General features: G+C 64.2%; 19 protein-coding genes. 10 read left to right on the top strand and 9 right to left on the bottom strand.

Annotation, left to right across the window (positions count from 1 at the left end):
* Positions 1-164 precede the first annotated feature (164 nt).
* Complete coding sequence (locus tag ETC27_RS04910) at positions 165-1,430, top strand: phospholipase D-like domain-containing protein (RefSeq protein ID WP_136253893.1); 1,266 nt, start codon at positions 165-167, stop codon at positions 1,428-1,430.
* A gap of 115 nt (positions 1,431-1,545) precedes the next feature.
* Here the strand turns inward: ETC27_RS04910 and ETC27_RS04905 are convergent, their stop codons facing one another.
* Entirely contained in the window at positions 1,546-3,486 is a 1,941-nt protein-coding gene (locus ETC27_RS04905; protein WP_136253892.1) for an exoribonuclease II, read from the bottom strand.
* Between the two features lie 191 nt (positions 3,487-3,677).
* Here ETC27_RS04905 and ETC27_RS04900 point away from each other — a divergent pair, with 191 nt between their 5' ends.
* The 7 genes from ETC27_RS04900 to ETC27_RS04870 all read left to right on the top strand — a co-directional run bounded on the left by ETC27_RS04900 (position 3,678) and on the right by ETC27_RS04870 (position 11,623).
* On the top strand, positions 3,678-4,475 hold the full coding sequence (locus ETC27_RS04900; RefSeq protein ID WP_136253891.1) for an HAD family hydrolase: 798 nt from the start codon (positions 3,678-3,680) through the stop codon (positions 4,473-4,475).
* Positions 4,476-4,684: 209 nt separating this feature from the next.
* Entirely contained in the window at positions 4,685-5,419 is a 735-nt protein-coding gene (locus ETC27_RS04895) for a response regulator (protein WP_136253890.1), read from the top strand.
* 137 nt (positions 5,420-5,556) lie between these two features.
* Entirely contained in the window at positions 5,557-6,960 is a 1,404-nt protein-coding gene (locus tag ETC27_RS04890; protein ID WP_136254198.1) for an ATP-binding protein, read from the top strand.
* Between the two features lie 263 nt (positions 6,961-7,223).
* Complete coding sequence (locus tag ETC27_RS04885) at positions 7,224-8,495, top strand: ABC transporter substrate-binding protein (RefSeq protein WP_136253889.1); 1,272 nt, start codon at positions 7,224-7,226, stop codon at positions 8,493-8,495.
* An 88-nt stretch (positions 8,496-8,583) separates the two neighbouring features.
* Positions 8,584-9,513 (top strand): carbohydrate ABC transporter permease, encoded by a 930-nt coding sequence (locus ETC27_RS04880; protein ID WP_136253888.1) that lies wholly within the window; start codon positions 8,584-8,586, stop codon positions 9,511-9,513.
* On the top strand, positions 9,506-10,384 hold the full coding sequence (locus ETC27_RS04875) for a carbohydrate ABC transporter permease (RefSeq protein WP_136253887.1): 879 nt from the start codon (positions 9,506-9,508) through the stop codon (positions 10,382-10,384). Before ETC27_RS04880 ends, ETC27_RS04875 begins: the two co-directional genes overlap by 8 nt.
* 117 nt (positions 10,385-10,501) lie before the next feature.
* Complete coding sequence (locus ETC27_RS04870; protein ID WP_136253886.1) at positions 10,502-11,623, top strand: ABC transporter ATP-binding protein; 1,122 nt, start codon at positions 10,502-10,504, stop codon at positions 11,621-11,623.
* A 113-nt stretch (positions 11,624-11,736) separates the two neighbouring features.
* Here the strand turns inward: ETC27_RS04870 and ETC27_RS04865 are convergent, their stop codons facing one another.
* The 7 genes from ETC27_RS04865 to ETC27_RS04835 all read right to left on the bottom strand — a co-directional run bounded on the left by ETC27_RS04865 (position 11,737) and on the right by ETC27_RS04835 (position 19,158).
* On the bottom strand, positions 11,737-12,177 hold the full coding sequence (locus ETC27_RS04865) for a universal stress protein (protein ID WP_136253885.1): 441 nt from the start codon (positions 12,175-12,177) through the stop codon (positions 11,737-11,739).
* A gap of 81 nt (positions 12,178-12,258) precedes the next feature.
* Positions 12,259-13,314, bottom strand: a complete 1,056-nt coding sequence (locus ETC27_RS04860; protein WP_136253884.1) for a TIGR01620 family protein — start codon at positions 13,312-13,314, stop codon at positions 12,259-12,261.
* The gene (locus ETC27_RS04855) at positions 13,311-14,702 is read right to left on the bottom strand and encodes a YcjX family GTP-binding protein (protein ID WP_136253883.1); all 1,392 of its coding nucleotides are present in this window, start codon (positions 14,700-14,702) and stop codon (positions 13,311-13,313) included. Before ETC27_RS04855 ends, ETC27_RS04860 begins: the two co-directional genes overlap by 4 nt.
* A gap of 25 nt (positions 14,703-14,727) precedes the next feature.
* A complete protein-coding gene (locus ETC27_RS04850; RefSeq protein ID WP_136253882.1) occupies positions 14,728-15,906 on the bottom strand; it encodes an MFS transporter in 1,179 nt (392 codons plus the stop codon).
* Positions 15,897-16,925, bottom strand: coding sequence for a GlxA family transcriptional regulator (locus tag ETC27_RS04845; RefSeq protein WP_136253881.1), 1,029 nt, complete (start codon positions 16,923-16,925; stop codon positions 15,897-15,899). Before ETC27_RS04845 ends, ETC27_RS04850 begins: the two co-directional genes overlap by 10 nt.
* A gap of 168 nt (positions 16,926-17,093) precedes the next feature.
* Entirely contained in the window at positions 17,094-18,689 is a 1,596-nt protein-coding gene (locus ETC27_RS04840) for a solute:sodium symporter family transporter (RefSeq protein ID WP_136253880.1), read from the bottom strand.
* Between the two features lie 250 nt (positions 18,690-18,939).
* Positions 18,940-19,158 (bottom strand): hypothetical protein, encoded by a 219-nt coding sequence (locus tag ETC27_RS04835; RefSeq protein WP_136253879.1) that lies wholly within the window; start codon positions 19,156-19,158, stop codon positions 18,940-18,942.
* 156 nt (positions 19,159-19,314) lie between these two features.
* Here ETC27_RS04835 and ETC27_RS04830 point away from each other — a divergent pair, with 156 nt between their 5' ends.
* Positions 19,315-19,863 carry a DUF924 family protein gene (locus tag ETC27_RS04830; RefSeq protein WP_136253878.1) on the top strand — a complete coding sequence of 183 codons (549 nt, stop codon included), beginning with the start codon at positions 19,315-19,317 and terminating at the stop codon, positions 19,861-19,863.
* Between the two features lie 247 nt (positions 19,864-20,110).
* Positions 20,111-20,353 (top strand): GlsB/YeaQ/YmgE family stress response membrane protein, encoded by a 243-nt coding sequence (locus tag ETC27_RS04825; RefSeq protein ID WP_136253877.1) that lies wholly within the window; start codon positions 20,111-20,113, stop codon positions 20,351-20,353.
* A gap of 131 nt (positions 20,354-20,484) precedes the next feature.
* Here ETC27_RS04825 and gabT read toward each other — a convergent pair whose 3' ends face one another.
* A complete protein-coding gene (gene gabT / locus ETC27_RS04820) occupies positions 20,485-21,783 on the bottom strand; it encodes a 4-aminobutyrate--2-oxoglutarate transaminase (RefSeq protein WP_136253876.1) in 1,299 nt (432 codons plus the stop codon).
* Positions 21,784-21,807 lie beyond the last annotated feature (24 nt).

The following is a 21,807-nucleotide window of genomic DNA, read 5'->3' as shown; positions in this document are numbered from 1 at the left end:
TCCTTTTGCCGTGAACATGCGCCAGAGAATAACGACGCAATGCGACAGTTCGACGACAGTGGGCTCGCCTTCCCCCCGGAATACCGTCTATTGCTCGATAGGTAGCACTTCGTGGCCATGCATGAGACATATGACAATACGCGTACACGACAAGGAGAGTGGTAATGCCATCTGATACCGGTTCCGGCCGTCAAGGTGACCGTCATTCATGCGAGCAGCAATCGCAGGAAGCTGGCTCGCTCGATAGTCAGGCCACGTCAGGATCAGGCCCCGCATCACCCCGTGAACAGGCCTATTACCGCACCGAGCTCGAATACGCGCTGGGTACGCCATTCACCACCGGCAATCATGTTGATGTGCTTCGCAACGGTGTGGAGATCTTTCCTGCCATGCTGAAGGCTATCGAGGCCGCCGAGGAAAGCATCGATGTGGTGACCTACGTTTACTGGACCGGCGAGATCGCGCGGCGCTTCGCCGATACCCTGGCGCGAAAGGCTCGCGAGGGGCTGCGGGTGCGGGTCGTGCTGGATGCGGTGGGAACGCAGCAGATGTCGGACGAACTGGTGACCCAGATGCGTGAGGCCGGCGCTGAGGTGCGCCTGTTCCGGCCGATCAGGCTGCCGAGGCCCTGGCAGGCCGACAAACGGACCCACCGCAAGATCCTGGTATGCGACGACCGCCTGGGGTTCATCGGCGGAGTCGGAATCGCCGAGGAGTGGGAGGGTGACGCCCGTACGCCGGACGAATGGCGCGAGACGCACCTGCGGGTGTCGGGTTCAGCGGTCATCGGGCTGCATTCGGCCTTTCTCGATAACTGGAACGAGTGTGGCGCCTGGCAGTGGCAGCCGATCCGTCAGGCACCGCCGGTTCACGAGGAGGGCGTGCTGGTCCAGTGCGTGCGCGCATCCTCGACCATCGGCTGGACCGAATCCGCCGCCATGCTGCGCTCGCTGGTGGCGGTCAGCCATGTTCGGCTGCGTATCGTGACCGCCTACTTTGCCCCGGATGACGCCCTGGTCGAACAGATGGTCTCGGCACTCGAGCGTGGCGTCGAGGTGGAGTTGCTAGTGCCGGGGCGCTACAACGATAGCCGCCTGTCGCAGCTGGCTGGGCAGCCGAGTATCGAGCGGCTGCTGGATGCTGGTGCCAAGGTCTGGGTATTTTTGCCCACCATGCTGCATGCCAAGGTGATTACCGTCGATGGCCGGCTGTCCTGCGTGGGGTCAGTGAACGTCAATCATCGCTCGATGGGCAAGGACGAGGAATGCTGCGCCCTGATGCTCTCTGATGCCGTCACGGCAACGCTGGATGGGCAGTTCGACGATGACTGCCAGCGTGCGCAGTACATGGATGCCGACACGTTCCGGCAGCGCGGACGCTGGACACGCCTCAAGGAGCAGGGCGCCCGGCTGCTGCTGGAGCAGCTGTGAATCAGGCCGAGCCCTGCTTCGCGATGGTCCCTGCCAGCTTGCGAGACACGGGCGAAAACGACAACGCCCTGGCCAGTGGCCAGGGCGTTGTCGTGTCACAGTCGGTCAGCGTGGATCAGCCAACCGGACGAGCCACCAGCGAGCGCGTCTCTTCGCGTGCTTCGGTAAGCGCCACGCGCGTCATGTCACCGAGTTTGAAGCGTTCTTCGCCCTCGATCTGGATGCGGCCTTCCTTGTCGTCGATGACCACCTTGTCGCGTTCGCTGTGCATCAACGGTGCCGGGATGAAGGCGGTCGCGCCATTGTCGACCAGACGCACGCGCATGCCGCCGCGGTTGATGGCGATGATCTCGGCCTCGAACTCCTGCTGCTCCTTGGCCGCTTCAGTCAGGTAGCGCACATAGAGCCAGTCCTTGACGTCGCGCTCGGCCATGCGGTTCAGGCGGCGACGCTCGGTGAGCTGCTCGGTCAGCGCCTGGCTGGCCTCGGCCGGGGCGCTCTCATTCTTCAGTACCCGCTTGATCAGGCGATGGTTGACCATGTCGCCGTACTTGCGGATCGGCGAGGTCCAGGTAGCGTAGGCGGCCAGGCCCAGGCCGAAGTGCGGGCCAGGCAGGGCGGACATATTGGTGAAGCCCTGGAAACGACGCAGGCGCACATCGAGCCAGGCATCGTCGCGGGCCTCTAGCTCGCGCTTGAGCTCGCGATAGCGCGGCAGCTCGATGAGCGCCTCGCGTTCGACCTGAATATCCTGGTCAGCGAGAAACTCGTGAGCCGCATCGGCTTTTTCCGGCTCGAAGGCACGGTGCACGTTGAAGATGCCGTGACCGACTTTGTCCGCCAGCAGGTCGGCGCAGCAGGCGTTGGCCGCGATCATCGACTCCTCGATCATGCGGTTGGCGATGCGCCGATCTTCGGTGCGGATGTCCAGCACATTGCCGGCGTCGTCCAGATCGAAGACGTAGTCAGGACGGTCCTTGAACACCAGCGCATGGGCGGCGCGCCAGGCGCTGCGTGCCTCGGTCAGGTCGCGCAGGGCGGTGAGCTGCGGCGCGATGGCCTCATCCGGTGTCCAGTCGCCCTTGCCCTCGATCCAGTCGGAGACATGGTCGTAGACCAGGCGTGCCTTGGAGGTCATGGTCGCCGCGAAGAAGCGATAGTCGCCCAGGTTGCCTTCGGCATCGATGTCCAGCGCACAGGCCAGTACCGGACGCTCCTTGCCTTCCCACAGCGAACACAGGTCGTCGGCCAGCACTTCGGGCAGCATGGTGACGTTCTGGCCCGGGAGGTAGACGGTGAAGGCGCGGGTACGCGCTTCAAGGTCGGCGCTATGGCTCTCATCGACATAGGCGGTGGGGTCGGCGATCGCCACCGTCAGGCGCCAGCCGCCGTTGTCCAGGGGCTCGACGCGCAGGGCATCGTCCATGTCACGGGTCTTCTCACCATCGATGGTGAAGAAGGGCTCGGCGGTGAGATCCTCGCGCTCGAGGCCTTCATCGGCCATCGGCCAGTCGTCGCCGGCTTCCGGTGAGGCCTGCTCAAGATCATGCCGGGCAAGCGTCACGCGCCAGGGCACGGCCGGGTTGTCGGACTTGGCCACCAGCTCATCGATCTGGGCGAAGAAGCCGCGGTCGCCCTCCTTCATGGGGTGGCGGACCAGACGAGCGACGACCCAGTCGCCATCGGCGATGCTGTCTTCGTCGAGGCTGCGCTTGATGCGCGACTTGATCACGTTCTTGACCGACGGGTGGTCAGGCACCACGGCCAGACGGTCTTCGCGCTTCTGCACCCGAGCGACGAAGCGTTGCAGGCCGATCTCCAGTAGGCTATCCGGCTCGACCGAGGTCTTTTCGCCTTCTTCCTTGAGGATGGCCTTGACGCGATCACCATGCAGCACCTGCTTCATGGCGGGGGGCGGCACGAAGTAGGAGTCGCCGTCGTCGGTCTCGAGGAAACCAAAGCCCTTGTCGGTGGCCTTGATCACGCCCTCGACCCGGGGAGTGGTATCGTGGATCTGCTGCTTGAGCTGGGCAAGCATGGAATTATTCTGGAGCATCGGACACTTTTACATGGCGAGAAGAGTGGGAGCCACTATACGGATTCCACCCGCCTGCGCCAATCGGGGCGGGGGCGTACGGCGCTTGCGTGTTCTCCATCACGCGGCTGGTGATAGCCTTGAGTGACCTCGGCGCAGACAGCCAGTCACTCCCTTGGGTATGCTATCGACTGAGTTGCCAAGGAGCCCCCATGTCCCCCCAGTTGATCGTCACCGACCTCGACCGCACCCTGCTCAACGCCGACCATGATCTGGACGCCCACACCATCGAGACCTTCCAGGCCCTCGCCGAGTGCGGCCACCATCTGGCCATTGCGTCTGGCCGTCATTATCGTGACATCCTGCCGCTACGTGAGCGGCTCGGCGTGCCGGCCCATATCATCAGCACCAACGGCGCCTACCTGCATGGGCCGGACGATGCGGTGCTGGCCACTCAACACGTACCCGAAGACCTGGCCCGCGAGCTGATCGCGCTGGAGCGTCCGCCGGGCATGCGGCTGAATCTCTATCGCGACGATGATTGGCTGATCGATGCCCCCGCGCCTGAGCTCCTCGCGCTGCATGCGCATACCGGTTTCGGCTATCGGGTGGCCGAGCCCGCTGACTTCGATGGCATCGGCGTCGGCAAGGTGCTCTTCATCGGCGAGCCAGCGTCGCTTTCTGCTATCGAGGCGGCGGTGGAGGCGCGCCACGGGGCGGCCCTGCACCTGACCTATTCGCTGCCCGGCTCACTCGAAATCATGGCCGGCGGGGTCAACAAGGGCACCGCTCTGGCGCGTCTGCTCGAGCGGCTGGGATTGCCGGCCGAGGCCTGCATGGCCTTCGGTGACAACCTCAACGACACCGAGATGCTGGACCTTGCCGGTCAGGCCTTCGTGATGGCCAATGCCCATCCCGAGTTGCCCGGGCGGCTGCCCCGTGCCACCCGCATCGGCCATCACGATGATGCCGCTGTCGCCCGCACGCTGCGTAAGCATTTCTTCGACTAGTCGGGCGGCCCGGTTCGGCGATCGAGCGGCGAGGCGAGGGCATTCCACTTACCACCTTGGTCGCAAGCATCTTGCCGGGCCATCACGGCATCCACCATGATCGCGTTATACCGCCTTGATCATCATCACGGCCGCCTTAAATGCCACCTGGCACCTTCGATGGCGCCATGGACTCGGACTGCCATGCCCCTGTCGCGATTTTTGCTGCCATGACTCATTCACCCGCCACCCTGATCGTAGTCGATGACGATCCGGAAATCCGTGAGCTGCTGGCCGACTATCTCGGGCGACACGGCTATCGCACCCTGATGGCGGAAGATGCCGAGGCGCTTCAGACGCTGCTGGTCGGCGAGAGGCCGGATCTGCTGATCGTCGATCTGATGCTGCCCGGCGATGATGGCTTCACGATCTGTCGCCGGGTGCGTCGCGACAGCGAGGTGCCGATCATCATGCTCACCGCCAGCGCCGATGAAACCGATCGCATCCTGGGACTCGAGCTCGGCGCTGACGATTACCTCGGCAAGCCCTTCAATCCCCGCGAGCTGCTGGCGCGCATCAAGGCGGTGCTGCGGCGTACCCGCCGGCCGCCCGAGCAGAGCGCAGAGCCGCACCCCGACCAGGCGCGTCTGGTGGCCTTCGGCGACTGGCGGCTCGATCGGGTGACCCGCGAGCTGATCGATGGCGACGGTGAGCGTAGTGCTCTGTCCGGCGCCGATTTCCAGCTGCTGCAGGTGTTTCTCGAGCACCCCGAAGAGGTGCTGTCCCGGGAGGCCCTCTATGATTTGAGCCGCGGGCGCCCGGCGCCGCCGCTGGATCGGTCCATCGACGTGCATGTCTGTCGGCTGCGCCAGCGCTTGGGCGAGGATGCCCAGCACTCCCAGCTGATCCGCACCGTACGCGGCGCTGGCTATGTGCTGGCCACCCGGGTGGACGCGCTGACGTGAGCGCGGGCGCCGACGAGGGCGAGGTGGGCGCCGGTAGGGGCGCGGCATCGGGTGCCGACAACAGCGCCTGGCGCCGCCTGAGGCGCACTCTGGCCCGGGGCCTGCCCGGCAGCCTGCGCGGTCGCTTCGTGCTGATCATGCTGGTCGGGGTACTCGGCGCCCAGCTCGCAAGCTACGCGCTCTGGACCCATCAGGCCCGGGACAGCCGCCTCGAGCAGGTCGATGAACTCTCCCGCAACGTCGCCTACAGCGTCGCCTCCACGGTGCGTTTCTTTCGCTCGCTGCCGGTCGACTATCGTCATGTCGTGCTCGATCAGTTGCGCGACATGGGCGGCACGCGTTTCTTCGTCAGCGTCAACGATCACCGCATTCCCGTCGACGATATCGGCGAGGGCGCCGCCCAATCGGTGGTGATCGACAACTTCCACCAGATACTCGCCTCCGAGCTCGGCGTCGATAACGCCCGCGTCGAGTTCTCCTCTCCCGACACCCTGCGGCTGTTCAACAACGAGGTGCTGCTCAACGACCTGCCGCCCCGCTGGGGGCGTCACAGCCTGCTGCTCGATCCCGTCGACCCGCCGATTCTGGTTGTGCAACTGCCGCTGGATGCACAGGGCTGGCTCTATGTAGCGACCCTGCTGCCGGTGCCTGAGCTCTTCGAGGATGGCTGGTTGTCCGGCGAACGCCTGTTCGCGGCGCTGATCGTGCTGCTTGCCGTGATCGGGCTTTCACTGCTCGGCATCCGCAGCGCCACCCGGCCGCTGGCGCGGCTGTCGCGGGCGGCCCGTCAGCTCGGCGATGATCTGGACAGCCCACCGCTGCGCGAGACCGGCCCCCGCGAGGTGGCGGCCACGGCGCTGGCCTTCAACCGCATGCAGCGGCGCATCCAGCACCAGGTCGAGGAGCGTGAGCGGCTGTTCACGGCCATTTCCCACGACCTGAAAACGCCACTGACGCGCATGCGGCTGCGCGCCGAGATGCTCGACGATGCCCATCAACGCGAGCGCTTTTGTGCCGCCCTCGACGAGCTGGACTTGCTGGTCAAGGGCGCGCTTGCCTCGGTGCGGGGGCTCGACCTGCATGAGGCCATCGAGCCGGTCGACGTGCGCGCGCTGCTCGAGGGCCTCGCCGAGGAGATGGTCCTGCAGGGCGGTGAGGTGACCGTCACCGGCCGGGCTGCGCCGCTGCCCGCCAAGCCGCTGGCGCTCAAGCGCTGCCTTTCCAACCTGCTGGAGAACGCCGTCTTCTACGGCAAGCGGGCCGAGGTGCACCTCGACGACAGTGCCGCGATGCTCACGATCACCCTGCGTGATCATGGCCCCGGCATCGCCGAGGGGCAGCGCGAACGGGTCTTCTCGCCCTTCGTGCGCCTCGAGCCCTCGCGGAGCCGCCATACCGGGGGCAGCGGGCTGGGGCTTGGCATCGCCCGTCACATCCTGCGTGCCCATGGCGGCGAGATGACGCTCGATAACCATCCCGGCGGCGGCCTAGTGGTGACCCTTAAGGTGTCGCGTCACGCCGATCATGACGAACTGAGCTGACGCCGCGTCGGCCGGCTCCGGTTGCCTCGGTAACATGGCCTCGAGGGCCCTCGACCGGGCGTGGCAGGGGGGCGAGAAAAGTGCGACCTTTGGTTTATATACCTTAGTTTAATCAATGGGTTATATATTTCAGTCGTGTAAGAAACCCGCAACACTATCCAGCACTAGGTAACCCCTCGCCTGTCCTCGAATGGGGTAGCGTGTCATCAGCCGCGAGTGAATCGGCTCACGACAATCAATAACAATCGATGGAGACACGCCCCATGCGCGCATTGCTGAGATTCCCGCTCAAGAACACGCTCCTCGGTCTCGCGGTCACCGGCGCGGTGGCCACATCCCCGGTGCAGGCCGGTGAGGTCGAGGTGCTGCACTGGTGGACCTCCGGTGGCGAGGCTCGTGCCGCCAATGTCTTGAAGGAACTGATGGAGGCCGAGGGCCACACCTGGAAGGACTTCGCGGTGGCCGGTGGGGGCGGGGAAACCGCCATGACGGTCCTCAAGTCCCGCGCCATGTCCGGCAATCCGCCGTCGGCGGCGCAGATCAAGGGCCCGGAGATTCAGGAGTGGGGCGAGCTTGGCCTGCTTGGCAACCTCGACGACGTGGCTAATGCCGAGGACTGGGACAGCCTGTTGCCCGAGGTGGTCGCCAACATCATGCGCCACGATGGCCACTACGTGGCGGTGCCGGTCAACGTGCACCGGGTCAACTGGCTGTGGGCCAATCCTCAGGTGCTCGATGAGGCCGGCGTCGAGGTGCCGACGAGTCTCGATGAGATGTTCGAGATCGCCGATGACCTGCGCGACGCGGGCGTCATCCCGCTGGCCCATGGCGGCCAGCCCTGGCAGGACGCTACGGTGTTCGAGACCGTGGTGCTTGCCGAGGCCGGCAGCGACTTCTATCGCCGCGCGCTGGTCGAGCTCGATCCCGAGGCGCTCAACAGCGAGACCATGATCGACGCCCTTGCCACCTTCAAGCGCATGCGCACCCTGATGGACGACGGCATGTCGGGACGCGACTGGAACATCGCCACCTCGATGGTGATCGGTGGCCAGGCCGCCATGCAGCTGATGGGCGACTGGGCCAAGGGCGAGTTCACCGCCGCCGGCCTGACACCGGGCGAGGACTATGTCTGTGTGCCGGCGCCGGGTACCGAGTCGGCCTTCACCTTCAACATCGACAGCCTGGCGATGTTCAAGGCCAGCGACGATGAGGCGCAGGCGGCGCAGGACGACCTGGCGCGGCTGGTGCTGGAGCCGACCTTCCAGGAGGCCTTCAACCTGGCCAAGGGCTCGATCCCGGCCCGCGCCGATCTCGACATGAGCAACTTCGACGCTTGCGCAAAGCGCTCCATGGAAGACTTCCAGGCGACCTCCGAGAACGGCGGCCTGGTGCCCAGCATGGCCCACGGCATGGCGGTGCGTGCCTCGGTGCAGGGCGCCATCTTCGATGTGGTCACCAACTTCTTCAACGACCCGGACATGACGCCCGAGGCCGCCGCCGAGCGGTTGGCGAACGCCGGCAGCTCGCTGCTCTAGGCCCGTCGCCGCGCGCCCCGGACCCGCTGTCCGGGGCGCGCTCCTCCCGTCTCATGGTTGACGAGGCCATTGCCTCGAGGACGTACTCATGTCGACTTCTCTTTCCCGGGGGCGCACTGCGCGCGCGTCAGCCCAGCGCTCGCCGCTTGGCTTGCTGACCGATTGGATCCCGCGCCTGGTGCTGGCGCCCTCGATCGCCGTGTCGCTGTTCTTCGTCTACGGCTTCATGATCTGGACTTTCGTGCTGTCGCTGACCAACTCGCGCATGCTGCCGAGCTACGACTTCGTTGGCTTCGCCCAATACGCCCAGCTAATGGTCAATGACCGCTGGTGGGTGGCCGCCACCAATCTGATGGTGTTCGGCGGGCTGTTCGTCGCCATCTGCCTGGCGCTGGGCGCGGGGCTGGCCATCCTGCTCGACCAGCGCATCCGCCAGGAAGGCAGCCTGCGCACCATCTATCTCTATCCCATGGCGCTGTCGTTCATCGTCACCGGGGTGGTCTGGAAGTGGCTGCTCAACCCGAGCCTCGGCCTGCAGGCCATGGTGCGCGGCTGGGGCTTCGAGAACTTCACCTTCGACTGGCTGGTGAATCCGGACATGGCGGTCTACACCCTGGTGATCGCCGCCGTCTGGCAGGCCTCGGGCTTCGTCATGGCGCTGTTTCTGGCCGGGCTGCGTGGCATCGACGACAGCATCATCAAGGCCGCCCAGCTCGATGGCGCGAGCCTGCCTCGCATCTATGCCCGGGTAGTGATGCCCTGCCTGCGCCCAGTGGTGTTCAGCGCGGTGATGATCCTGTCGCATATCGCCATCAAGAGCTTCGATCTGGTGGTGGCGCTGACCGGTGGCGGCCCCGGTTATTCAACGGATCTGCCGGCCACCTTCATGTACACCCATGCCTTCACTCGTGCCCAGATCGGGCTCGGCTCGGCCAGTGCCATGCTGATGCTGGGCGGCGTGTTGGCGATCCTGATTCCCTATCTGTATTCCGAACTGCGGAGCCGTCGCCATGGATAACGTGATTCGTCGCCGTACCCCGGGCGCGCGGCTGGCCCGGGCGGTGCTCTATGCCGTGCTGATCGTCATGGGGCTTGTGTACCTGCTGCCGCTTTTGATCATGCTGCTGACCTCGATCAAGCCGCTCGACGAGATCGGTGCTGGAACCCTGCTGGCACTGCCCGAGAACCCGACCCTCGCGCCCTGGATCACTGCCTGGGGCGAGGCTTGCACCGGCATGCGCTGCGAGGGGGTGGGGGGCTACTTCTGGAACTCCTTCGCCATCGTGATCCCGGCTGTGGCCATCTCCACCGTGGTCGGTGCCCTGAACGGTTACGCCCTGACCAAGTGGCGCTTCCGCGGCTCGGAGCTCGTATTCGCGCTGATGCTGTTCGGCTGCTTCATCCCCTTTCAGGTGGTGCTGTTGCCGATGGCGCAGACGCTTGGCTGGTTGGGGCTGTCGAGCTCCCGGGCGGGCCTGGTGCTGGTGCACGTGGTGTTCGGCATCGCCTTCACCACCCTGTTCTTCCGCAACTTCTACGTCGCGGTGCCCAGCGAGCTGGTGTCGGCGGCCAAGCTCGACGGCGCGGGCTTCTTCCGCATCTTCTGGCGCATCCTGCTGCCAGTATCGGCACCGATCATCGTGGTCTCGGTGATCTGGCAGTTCACCCAGATCTGGAACGACTTCCTGTTCGGCGTGGCCTTCTCGGCCCATGACACTCAGCCGGTCACTGTGGCGCTGAACAACCTGGTCAACACCTCCACCGGGGTGAAGGAATACAACGTCAACATGGCCGCGGCGATGATCGCCGCGCTGCCGACGCTGGTGGTTTATGTGCTGGCCGGCAAGTATTTCGTGCGGGGGCTCACCGCGGGCTCGGTCAAGGGCTGATGGCGAATTCATGGCCGGTGTGCTCTTCGGGCAAAGCGCCGAGGGCTCTAGAAAACTGGCGGCGCTCGGTCGCCGCGGCCTAGCCATCACGATGCGAACAATAACGAGGTAATCATCATGTCAGCGTTGGAAATTCGCGAGGTCCGCAAGGACTTCGGCAGCACCCGGGTACTCAAGGACGTCAGCCTGGCCATCGACTCCGGCGAGTTCCTGATCCTGGTCGGGCCCTCGGGCTGCGGCAAGTCGACCCTGATGAACGCCATCGCCGGCCTCGAGCCGGTCACCGATGGCCAGATCCTGATCGGTGGCGACGACATCACCTGGCGCACGCCCGCCGAACGCGATATCGCCATGGTCTTTCAGTCCTATGCGCTCTATCCGAGCATGACGGTGCGCCAGAACATCGCCTTCGGCCTGGAGATGCGCAAGGTGCCCAAGCCCGAGCGCGAGCAGGCCGTCGAGCGGGTCGCGGACCTTCTGCAGATCACCCACCTGCTCGAGCGCAAGCCGGCCCAGCTCTCCGGCGGCCAGCGCCAGCGGGTGGCGATGGGCCGGGCGCTGGCTCGTGAGCCGCAGATCTATCTGTTCGACGAGCCGCTCTCCAACCTCGATGCCAAGCTGCGTGTCGAGATGCGCACCGAGATCAAGAAGCTGCACCAGCGCCTGGGCACCACCATCGTCTACGTCACCCACGACCAGATCGAGGCCATGACGCTTGCCGACAGCATCGCGGTGATGCGCGACGGCCATATCCTGCAGCTTGGCTCGCCGGACGAGGTCTATAACGACCCGGTCGACATGTTCGTGGCCGGTTTCATGGGCTCGCCGTCGATGAACTTCATCACCGCGACCCTCGAAGGGCAGGTCGGCGACTACCGGCTGCGTATCGAAACCCCCGGGGAGGAGGCGCTGGTGCTGCCCTGGCCTGGGAACCGAGTGACCGCGGCGCTTGCTGGCCGGCTCAACCAGCCGGTGGTGCTGGGTCTGCGTCCTGAGCACTTGAGCGAGCAGGACGCGCGGCTCGAGGGACAGCAGGAGGGCACACTGCTCGAGGCGAGGGTGACGGTCGTCGAGCCTACCGGGGCGGATATTCTGCTGCGTCTGCCGCTGGGGGAAGGGGAAATAACGGCGCGCGTGGGGCCCAAGTGTCCGGCGGCGGCCGGTGAACGCCTGGCGCTTCGCGTCGACATGAGCCGGGCGGTGCTCTTCGACCCGGATAGCGAAGGTCGGCTCGCCTGAGCTCAGGAGGCCCCTGGGGTGTGTTAGGCAGAATCTCGACCGGCTTAACACGCATCAGCCCCGCCGATTGGCGGGGCTGATGCGTTTGATGCTCGACATATGGCCCGTCAGCGCTAATGCACGGTGATGACGGTGCACTCGGCGGCGTGGCTGACCTTGTGTGAGACGCCACCTACCACCAGGCTCGAGAAGTCGCCGAGCCCGCGGCTGCCCATCACGATCGCATCGGCCTCGAGTCGCTTGGCCTGCTCGAGGATGGTGCGGCTGGGCTCGCCCTGGGCGAGGGTCGTGTCGACGTGCTTGGCGCCCATGGCGGTCGCTTCCCGGGCGGCCCGGTCGATCAGCTCGCGGCCGTATTTTTCAAGCTCGTTTGACGTCGTTTCCAGCGTCACCGCGCCGAGCCCCCAGATCAGCGTGGTCTCGTGTGCCAGCGCTTGTGGAATATGCAGGATATGCAGGGTGGTATCGCTATTCTTGATCAGCTGGCAGGCGACTTCGAGCGCCTTGCGGGCGTGTTCTGACCCATCGACGGGCACCATGACCGACTTGAACATGGCATCATCTCCTTGGTGGATATCCTTCCATGCTAGCCAAACCTCCCCTTGCTGACTTGATCCCGGTCAACACTCTTAACACTAGTCATCAGAGCTGCCAGTCGACGTGCCACGCTTCTGGCTTGCAGCATCATCGAGTCGGGACAGGCGTTGCCACAGCTCGCGGCGCAGCTCGACCAGCCGCGGTGCCTCGCCGTTTTCAAAGGGCAGGGGCCGTGCAAGCCCCAGTGCCTTGAGCCCGAGGCGCGCGCTCATCAGCCCGACGCCGAGCCCCTGAGCGGCCCGGGTCGAGAGCCGCCCGGCGAGATCCATCGACAACCACTCCATGCCGATATCGCCGGCAAGCTCGCTGCTGCCGGCAAAGGCGACGTTATAGAGTACCTGGCGAAAGAGCCGGAGGCGGCTGGCATAGCCAAGCTCAAGCCCGTAAAGGCGCGCCAGGCGGTCGATCATGGCCAAGTTGCGCCACGCCACCAGTGCCATGTCCAAGAGCCCAAGCGGGCTCGCCGCGACCAGCACGGCGGTGTCGCCCGACATGCGGGCGATGAGTCGCCGTGCCTCTCGATCGCGGGGGGCGAGCAGGTGGTGGGCCAGCAGCACACGCTGCTCGGCGCCACCGTGATGATCGTCCTGTGCGGCGAGATAGCCCTGCCAGTGAGGGTGATCGCTATCCAGGCCGAGTCTATCGCGTAGCGACTCGGCAAGACGCTGTGCCTCATCTGGCTTGGCCTGGGAAAGCTCGGCCAAATGATCGCGCAGGGCGCCATGTCGACGCAGGCGGCGCAGTCGCAGCAGCTCTTTGGTCAGTGCCTTGCCGGCGAGACCTACACCGGCGAGCAGCAGGAGACTCCAGGCACCGGCGAGCCAGTCGCCGTTCAGGGCGGCGGTGAAGGTGGACTCGGCGGCCTCGACGGCGCCCAACAGCAGACCGCTGCCCAACAGGCCCATCAGCCCCCAGCGTCGCCGCCGTGGACGGGCCAGGCTCGAGGCCAGGTCGGTTTCTGCCGCGTCTTCCTCAAGAGGGCGGCTTGCCTGAGTGTCCGGGAAGGCCGTGGCGGGGCGCGGATCCTGCTGGCCAAGGCCGGTCTCGAGCGTGGGATCGACCGTGAAGCGCTGAGAGGGTCGGGGGTCGGTCATTGCAGCTTGTCTCCGAGCAGCCAGTCGAGGGTTGCGTCGAGGCGGATATGGGGAAGTGCCCCCTCGCCTCGCGGTGCGGGGCGGAAGGCGCGGAAGTCAAACCCCTGGCGAGCCCAGAAGTCTGCATTGGGAAGCCTTGGCGGCACCTCTCCGGGAAAGACCAGCACCGACTCATTGTCCAGAGTGATGCCGCGCAGTGCCGGCGTACTGCGTCCCTGATGCTCGACGCGATGGGCACTGGTCGTGCGGATCGACGCCAGTGAGAAGGCCTTGACCGGCACGTCGGCGAAGCGAAGGTCCTTGAGCGGTTCGGCCAATAGGGCTTCGAGCAGGGTGACCAGATGCGGATGCTGCTCCGGCGTTACATGATCGGCCTTGGTGGCAGCAATGGCCAGGCGGTCGATACGCGGCGTGAACAGCCGCGACAGTAGACTACGGCGGCCATAATCGAAGCTCTTCATCAGCGTGCCAAGCGCCCTGGAAAGGTCGGCGAAACGATCTGGTCCGGCATTCAAGGCGCCGAGCACGTCGACCAGCACGAGCTGGCGGTCGAAGCGCCGGAAATGGTCCAGATAGAAGGGTTTGACGATATGCCGCTGATAATAGTCGAAGCGACTGGCCAGGGTCTGATAGACGCTGTCAGCCGGCAGGGCCTTGAGCCGGTCGAGATCATCTTCACCAAGCCCGGGCAGCGGGAAGAACTGCAGCACCGGCGCGCCGTCGAGCTCGCCGGGCAGCAGGAAGCGCCCGGGTTGCAGATCGGCGAAGCCGGCTTCGCGGGCGGCCCGCAGGCCAGTGGCGTAGGCCTCGGCGATCCTTGCCAGATGCGCTTCGTCGGCGGTGGCGGCGGGGTCGAGTTCGGCCACGAGCGAGCGCCATTCGGCGAATAGCGCCGCGTACTCGCCGTCATCGCGCTGAGGGCGAGAGGCGCTCCAGCTGAGATAGTCGTGATCCAAGAGTGGCAGGTCGAGTAGCCATTCACCGGGGTAATCGATCAGATCCAGGGTCAGGGTCGCGACCTCCGGGCCCAGGAAACCACGGCGTTTGGGCCGGTAACGGATCGCCAGACGTAGCTCGCTGATGCCGCGGGTCGGGTCGGGCCAGCGCGGGGGGGCGGCATCCAGCGCTGCCATGGCCGGGTCATAGGGGAAACGCGGTACACCAAGGTCCTGTTGTGCGATGCGCTTGGCGCCGAGCAGGCGTCCCTCCCGGGCAGCGGGCAGCAGATCGAGGCGCGCCTCGAGCCCGGCGTGGCGAAGCTGGTGGACCAGCGAGGTCAGAAAAGCCGTCTTGCCGGCACGAGACAGGCCGGTGACCGCCAGGCGTAGCTGGCGGTCACGACCGCGTTCGATAAGATCATGAAGTTCGCGAGCCAGTGGCTGGCGCATGGGAGAGTTCCGTTCAGCGAAAAGTTCAGCCTCCAATGTGCGGGTGTGGCGCCCGGCTGGCAAGTCGCTGCCAGGCAAGCGCCAGGATAGGCGCAAGCGACAGCGGAATCAGTAGGGCATTCAGACGAGACCAGCCCAGCTCGCTGACTAGTGGGCCGGCGATCAAGGCAGTGACGGCGACGGTAGAAAACACCAGGAATTCATTGGTGGCCTGGGTACGGGCTTTCTCTGCCGGGCGGTAGCTCTCGGTGAGCAGGCCGGTGGCGGGAAGGAAGGTGAAGTTCCAGCCAAGCCCTAGCAGTATCAGCCCGCCGTAGAAGCTGCCAATGCTCTGGTCAATCTGTGCCACCAGGCCGCTCGCGGCGAGCAGCAGGCAACCCAGCACGATCATGGTTCGCGCTCCGAAACGCGCACTCAGGTGGCCGGTGAAGAAAGACGGCAGAAACATCGCCAGCACGTGCCACTGGATGGTGGTGGCGACATGGGCAAAGTCGTGGCCTGCTGCGTTCATGGCCAACGGTGTGGCAGTCATGGCGAGGTTCATGACGCCATAGCCGATCAGTCCCGACAGCACGGCGACGATGAAGGCCGGCTGACGTAGCACCTGGCCCAGGGGACGTGCGCTGCCGGGTTCATGGGTTGTCTCGGGTGGCGGCAGGCGGATGAGGGCAAGTACCAGAAGCGCTAGGACATAGAGCGCCCCGAGCCCCAGAAAGCTTGCCAGGAAGGGCGTGTCCCCAAGCCCACGGCTGGTATTGGCAAGCCAGGGACCGAAGAACGCCGCCAGCACACCGCCCCCCATGACGAGGCCGATGGCCCGATCGCGATGGTGCACCGGCGCCACTTCGATGGCGGCGAAGCGATACAGCTGGCCAAAGCCGATGCCGATGCCGAGCAACCAGGTAGCGAGCATGAAACGCCAGAAATCCGTGTGGATCAGTGCCTCGCAGGCCGCCGCGACGCCGGCGAGCCCGATCAGGTTGCCAAGCAGAAAGCCTCGGCGCCGGCCGAAGCGGGCCATGATCAGTGAGGCGGGCACGGTGGCACACATCAGGCCCAGCCATTGGGTCGCCACCGGAGCGGTAGACCAGGCGGAGGAGGGCGCGAGCTGAGCGCCGATCAGCGGCGAGACGGCGATCAGCAGGATGTTGCCGCTGATCAAAAGCGCCTGACACAACGAAAGCAGCAAGACACTCAGTGGCATGGGAATGTGTCCTCGAGTTGGCAAGAATGAGCGCCGAAGCGTTGACGGTAGACCGATGGTGAGACGCCGTAATGGCGATGGAAGAGCCGGCGCAGCTGTTCGGCGCCGCCCAGCCGCCACTGGTCGGCGAGGCGCTCCAGGGATGGCGCGGGACGAGCCGCAAGCAGCTGACGCCGGGCACTATCCAAGCGCAGGCGCGTGAGATAGGCGCCGGGCGTGGTGTCGAGATGACGTTGGAACAGTCGCGACAGGTGGCGCGGTGTGACCGCCACGCGAGTGGCCATGCTTTCCAGATCGTGAGCGGCAGCGGGATCGGCATGCAGCCGATCCAGTAGTTCGCGTAGCGGGCCGGCCGTGCCTTGCTGATGGCGCAACACCTCGCTGAATTGGGCCTGATCGCCCGGGCGATGCAGGAACATTACCAGCTCACGGGCGACGCGGCCGGCCAGCTCGCTGCCATGGTCGGCCTCGACCAGTGACAGCGCAAGGTCGATGCCGGCCGTCACTCCCGCGCTGGTATAGCGTCCACGGTCCTCTACATAGAGGGCGTCGGGCTCGACGCACACCTCTGGGTGCGCCTGGGCCAGCGCCTTTGCATGACGCCAGTGGGTGGTGGCTCGGTGCCCGTCGAGTAACCCGGCTCTGGCCAGCAGGAAGGCTCCTGTGCAGACGGCGCCGAGACGCCGGACTCGCGTAGCTATCTCGCGTAGGTCGTCGATATGGTGCCCGGCCCTGCATTGCGAGAAGACGCCGCTGCCACCGGCTACCAGCAGGGTATCCGGCGCGCCTGTTGCGTCTAGTCCCGCCCAGTCGGTGTCGGCCATTATTGTCAGGCCGCCATTGGTGGTCAGGGGGCCGCTGGCGCGGGCCACCAGCTCGAGGGCATAGAGGGCGTGGCCTGCGCACTCGTTGGCGCTGGCGAAGACTTGCCAAGGGCCGCAGACGTCGAGGACCTGGCAATCGGGGTAGGCAAGCAGCGCAATGCGGCGGGGCGTGACCGGGGTAGACGAGGTGGGCATGCGTGACTTCCTGAAAGGGCGATGTCCTGCAGTTTGGGTGCACGAGGTGAAGTCCACAATGACCCATATCCCACCGATACAGACATTACTGCCCTCAACGCCTGCCGCAAACGACGATGCCCTGCCGAAAGGCAGGGCATCGAGCAGGCTTGCTTACAAACTCGCCGATCAGCCGGCGAAGGCGACATAGATGGCGATCACCAGGATCACCAGCACAATGCCCGAGGGTACGGCACCTTTCCAGGGCGTCAGGTCGACGGCCTGGCTGTCTTCCTGCACCCAGTCGGTGTCGCGGGGACGCAGCTTGCCGATAATCAGCATTACGGCAACCAGCAGTGCGAAGACAGCGGCCACGAAGTGGAACTCACTCATGATGGTCGGCAGCTTGTTGAACGGCGGTACGAAGTAGCCGGCGAAGATCAACAAACAGCCGCCTATGAGAGCGATCTTGGCGGCCAGCGGCGGCACGCGCTTGGTCAGCAGGCCGACGATCACCACGGCGAGGATGGGGATGAAGTAGATTGCATTCATCTTCTGAAGATAGCCGAACAGGCTGTCCTGACCGGCCAGTAGCGGCGCAATGGTCATCGAGATGAAGGCCATGATCCAGCCAAACACCTTGCCGCAGTTAACCACCTGATCTTCGGTGGCATCCTTCTTGAATACCCCTTTGTAGATGCCCAGGCTGAAGATGGTGGTGGTACTGTTCAGCGCGGAGTTGAAGGACGACAGAATGGCACCGACCATCACCGCGGCGAAGAAGCCAGTGAGGTAGGGCGGCAACACGTCGAAGACCAGATGTCCGTAGGCTTCATCGGCGGCCACGCCCTGATCGGCATAGAGGTGGTAGGCGATGATGCCTGGCAACACCAGGTACAGCGGCCCCAGCAGCTTGAAGAAGCCGGTCAGCAGCACGCCCTTCTGACCTTCGGCGAGGTTCTTGGCGGCGAACGTACGCTGGATGATCTGCTGGTTGGTCGTCCAGTAGAACAGGTTGATCAGGAAGACACCGGTAAACAGGGTAAAGAAGGGCACCTGCTGGTCGGAACCACCGATCGAGTTGAGCTTGTCGGGGTTGGTTTCCTTGAGGATCTCCCAGCCGGCAAACACGCCACCGTCGTCGCTGACCGCCTGCAGACCGAAGTAGACGATCACGAAGCCGCCGACCAGCAAGCCGATACCGTTGAGCGTATCGGACACCGCGACAGTGCGCAGGCCGCCAAAGAGCGCGTAAACCGAGCCGATCAGGCCCACGACCCAAACCGTCAGCCACAGCAGAGCATTACTGGACTCGATGCCGGTCAACCCTGACAGATCGAGCATGCCCTGCAGACCAATGGCCCCGGAGTAGAGAATGATCGGTAGCAGGATGACCGCGTAGGCGATCAAAAAGATCACATTGGTGATCAGCTGAGTGCCGGCATCGAAGCGGATCGACAGCAGTTGGGGCAGAGTGGCGATGCCGCTCTTGAGAAAGCGCGGCAGGAAGAACAGCGCCAGGGCCACCAAGGCGATGACCGCGACGACCTCCCAGGCCATGACGCTAAGGCCATCGCTGAAGGCGGCACCGTTGAGTCCTACCATCTGCTCGGTGGACAGGTTGGTCATCAGCAGCGAGCCGGCGATCAGCGGGAAGGTCAGAGTGCGACCTGCCAGAAAATAGCCTTGGGTACTTTGATGGTCGTCCCGCCGGGTGATCCGCCAGGTAATAAAGGCGACCAGGCCGGTGAAGAACACGAACGACGCAAGGGTCAGGGCATGCACGGCGTAATAATCCTTAAACTGATGGCAAGAGAGGCATTTTTGCCGCTCATGTGCCTAGGAATGGAGTAACTTTACATAGTGGGGCGATGCTAGGCAGCCTTAGACTAAAGCTCTATCCACCTTTCGTCTAAGGCTGCGATAGGCAGTGTCATTTGCTGGCCCCTATGGTCGTCTCACGCCGTCAACATAGTGCTTTGGTCTGCTTTGTCGCCACCGTTTTTCAGCAACATGCTGGTGCGTCGTTCGATGATCAGTCTGGGACGATGGGGGTGACCGGCGGTGGGGGGATAATGCCGAGCAACTGGGCGAGCATGGGGCTGGCCGCGATCAGGAACCCAAGGACGGCGAGCACCTGACCGAGGCGTTTTCGCTGCGGGGTCCGTGCGATCGTAAGCCCGATCAGGCAAGTGACGAGGCCAAGGGTATGCAGCACCAGCGTCAATACGGGCAAGAGATTATGCAGTGGCATAGGGCGTCCTGTTGAGTGCCGCTTGGGAGAGAGGCGTAGAGTCAACTAGGATGAGGCAGGGATTTCAATACGATCAAGGCCTTTCGGCTGCCAGCTTCGCAGCCGGTATCGTCTCTGGTATCGACTCTGATATGGACAGCCAGTTAGGAGAGGATGATGGTCGACGCTAAGCCGGAAGCGGTACTCGACTTCTGGTTCGAGGAACTGACGCCCAAGCAGTGGTTCGCCAAGGATGAGGCCCTGGATGCCTTAATTGCAGCGCGCTTCGAGCCCGTATGGGCTGCCGCCTGCCGCGCTGAGCTTTGGGCATGGCGATCGACTCCGCAGGGACGCCTGGCCGAGATATTGGTGCTGGATCAGTTCTCGCGCAATATGCACCGTGATCATCCGCTGGCCTTTGCTCAGGATACACTGGCGCTAGTACTGGCCCAGGAGGCCGTAGCCCAAGGGGCCGATCAGGCACTGACGACGCGTCAGCGTCCCTTTCTGTATATGCCTTACATGCACAGTGAATCCCTGCCGGTACATGAGGAAGCGTTGAGGCTTTTCGAGCAGCCGGGGCTTGAAGAAAGCCTACGCTTCGAGCATCGCCATCACGATATCCTGCTGCGGTTTGGGCGCTATCCTCATCGCAACGCTATCCTGGGCCGGGAGTCCAGCAACCAAGAGCAGGCATTTTTGGAGCAACCTGGTTCGAGGTTTTGAGGCGTGGACGTTAGGGTGGCGGCGGGTCGGTGACCGAAGATTCCCATCACACGTGGCCGGCACTAGGCATGTGAGTAGTCAGGTTTGATAGTCAAGACGCGCTGTCAGTCGAGATATTTTCAAGGCTCTGTTTCAGCGATGCTGTTTCAGAAACCCGGCGCCATAGGCACTATGTCAGATAGCACCAAGGTGAAAGGTGCTATCTGGAAGTGATCAGGCAACACCTCAACGCGAAGGAGAGCATCTTATGGGTTTTATCGCATGGTTGATCATCGGCGGTCTGGCCGGATGGATTGCCGGTAACATTATGCAAGGTGGCGGGTTTGGCCTGCTGGGCAATATTGGTGTCGGCGTGGTCGGCGCCCTGGTGGGCGGCTTCCTGTTCAGCCTGCTGGGGCTGTCTGCCGGCGGTTTCATCGGCTCGCTGGTCACGGCGACAGTCGGTGCCGTGGTGCTCTTGTGGGTCATCGCCAAGGTCAAGAGCGGCTGACTTGGTTATCGTGATGGCCAAGCCTCCTGTCGTGGGACATCGCTTGGCAATTGCATAAAAAAACCGCCCGGCCAATTGGCCGGGCGGTTTCATTTCAAGGCGTTTCCAACCTCGTCATCGAGACGTGACGATTAGGCAGTGGCGGCGCTTTTGTTGCCGACCAGTTCCTTGAGAGTCTCTTCGATGATGGTCAGGCCTTCCTCGAGAATCTCGTCCTCGATGGTTACCGGCATCAGGAAGCGGATGGTGTTGCCATAAAGGCCGCAGGACAACAGGATCAGTCCCTTCTCGCGCGCCTTCTTGCACAGGGCACCGGCCAGGTCGGCGTCCGGCGTGTGGTTAGCCTTGTCGGACACCAGGTCAATGGCGGCCATGGCCCCCATGTTGCGGCCGTTGTCGACGCAATCGAAGTCCTGTTGCCACTTCTCGAAGCGCTTGGCCAGCTTGTCACCCAGGGCCTGGCTCTTGCCGAGGATATCTTCTTCCTCGAAGGCTTCGAGCACCGCAAGGGTGGCCGCGCAGGAAACGGGGCTGCCGGTATAGGTGCCGCCGAGAGAGTTGGGGCCGCAAGCGTCCATGACCGTGTCGGTACCCACGACAGCGGAGATCGGCATGCCGTCGGCCATGCTTTTGGCCATGGTGATGATGTCCGGCTCGACGCCGCTGTGCTCGATGGCGAACAGCTTGCCGGTACGACCGAAGCCTGACTGCACTTCGTCGATGATCATCATCATGCCGTGCTCGTCGCAGATCTCACGGATTTTCTTGAGAAAGCTCGCCGGCGCTGGATAGAAGCCGCCTTCACCAAGGACCGGTTCCAGCACGATGGCGGCAGTATCCTTGGGATTGGCATCGGTCTTGAGTGCCATCTTCAGGCCGCGTATGGCCTCGTCTTCGCTGACGCCGTGATACGGCACCGGGTACGGGGCGCGGAAGACGTTGCCCGGCATGCTGCCGAAGTCGGTGGCGTAGGGCGCGACCTTGCCGTTCATGGCCATGGTCATGAAGGTACGGCCGTGGTAGCCGCCGTCAAAGCAGATGACGTTGTTCTTGCCGGTGGCGCCGCGCGCAATCTTGACCGCATTTTCCAGTGCCTCGGCGCCGGAGTTGGCCAGCATCACCTTGCCATGGCCGCGCACGGGCGTGACTTGGCTGAGCTTCTCGGCAACCTTCACGTAACCTTCATAAGGCATCACGGTCTGGCAGGTGTGCATGACGCGGTCGAGCTGGTCCTTGACTGCCTGCACGACCTTCGGGTGACGGTGACCAATGTTGAGCACGCCGATGCCGCCGGCGAAATCGATAATGCGGTTACCATCGGCGTCCCAGATCAGCGCATTCTCGGCGCGATCGGCAAACTGCGTGGCCGGGCTAGCGGCCCCGTTGGCCACATAGCGCTGCTTGAGTTCGTTGAGTTGGGCGTTGTTCATCAATCTCTCCTGTCGGATTCACCT

It is taken from the genome of Onishia niordana (genome assembly GCF_004798965.1).
Classification (GTDB): domain Bacteria; phylum Pseudomonadota; class Gammaproteobacteria; order Pseudomonadales; family Halomonadaceae; genus Onishia; species Onishia niordana.
Note: the sequence above shows the minus strand (reverse complement) of the source record. Positions and strands in the feature narration are given on the sequence as shown.

Excerpts from the sequence above, each read along its gene's own strand:
- ETC27_RS04910 (WP_136253893.1), top strand. The coding sequence starts at position 165 with ATGCCATCTGATACCGGTTCCGGCCGTCAAGGTGACCGTCATTCATGC.
- ETC27_RS04905 (WP_136253892.1), bottom strand. The coding sequence starts at position 3,486 with ATGCTCCAGAATAATTCCATGCTTGCCCAGCTCAAGCAGCAGATCCAC.
- ETC27_RS04900 (WP_136253891.1), top strand. The coding sequence starts at position 3,678 with ATGTCCCCCCAGTTGATCGTCACCGACCTCGACCGCACCCTGCTCAAC.
- ETC27_RS04895 (WP_136253890.1), top strand. The coding sequence starts at position 4,685 with ATGACTCATTCACCCGCCACCCTGATCGTAGTCGATGACGATCCGGAA.
- ETC27_RS04890 (WP_136254198.1), top strand. The coding sequence starts at position 5,557 with ATGCTGGTCGGGGTACTCGGCGCCCAGCTCGCAAGCTACGCGCTCTGG.
- ETC27_RS04885 (WP_136253889.1), top strand. The coding sequence starts at position 7,224 with ATGCGCGCATTGCTGAGATTCCCGCTCAAGAACACGCTCCTCGGTCTC.
- ETC27_RS04880 (WP_136253888.1), top strand. The coding sequence starts at position 8,584 with ATGTCGACTTCTCTTTCCCGGGGGCGCACTGCGCGCGCGTCAGCCCAG.
- ETC27_RS04875 (WP_136253887.1), top strand. The coding sequence starts at position 9,506 with ATGGATAACGTGATTCGTCGCCGTACCCCGGGCGCGCGGCTGGCCCGG.
- ETC27_RS04870 (WP_136253886.1), top strand. The coding sequence starts at position 10,502 with ATGTCAGCGTTGGAAATTCGCGAGGTCCGCAAGGACTTCGGCAGCACC.
- ETC27_RS04865 (WP_136253885.1), bottom strand. The coding sequence starts at position 12,177 with ATGTTCAAGTCGGTCATGGTGCCCGTCGATGGGTCAGAACACGCCCGC.
- ETC27_RS04860 (WP_136253884.1), bottom strand. The coding sequence starts at position 13,314 with ATGACCGACCCCCGACCCTCTCAGCGCTTCACGGTCGATCCCACGCTC.
- ETC27_RS04855 (WP_136253883.1), bottom strand. The coding sequence starts at position 14,702 with ATGCGCCAGCCACTGGCTCGCGAACTTCATGATCTTATCGAACGCGGT.
- ETC27_RS04850 (WP_136253882.1), bottom strand. The coding sequence starts at position 15,906 with ATGCCACTGAGTGTCTTGCTGCTTTCGTTGTGTCAGGCGCTTTTGATC.
- ETC27_RS04845 (WP_136253881.1), bottom strand. The coding sequence starts at position 16,925 with ATGCCCACCTCGTCTACCCCGGTCACGCCCCGCCGCATTGCGCTGCTT.
- ETC27_RS04835 (WP_136253879.1), bottom strand. The coding sequence starts at position 19,158 with ATGCCACTGCATAATCTCTTGCCCGTATTGACGCTGGTGCTGCATACC.
- ETC27_RS04830 (WP_136253878.1), top strand. The coding sequence starts at position 19,315 with ATGGTCGACGCTAAGCCGGAAGCGGTACTCGACTTCTGGTTCGAGGAA.
- ETC27_RS04825 (WP_136253877.1), top strand. The coding sequence starts at position 20,111 with ATGGGTTTTATCGCATGGTTGATCATCGGCGGTCTGGCCGGATGGATT.
- gabT (WP_136253876.1), bottom strand. The coding sequence starts at position 21,783 with ATGAACAACGCCCAACTCAACGAACTCAAGCAGCGCTATGTGGCCAAC.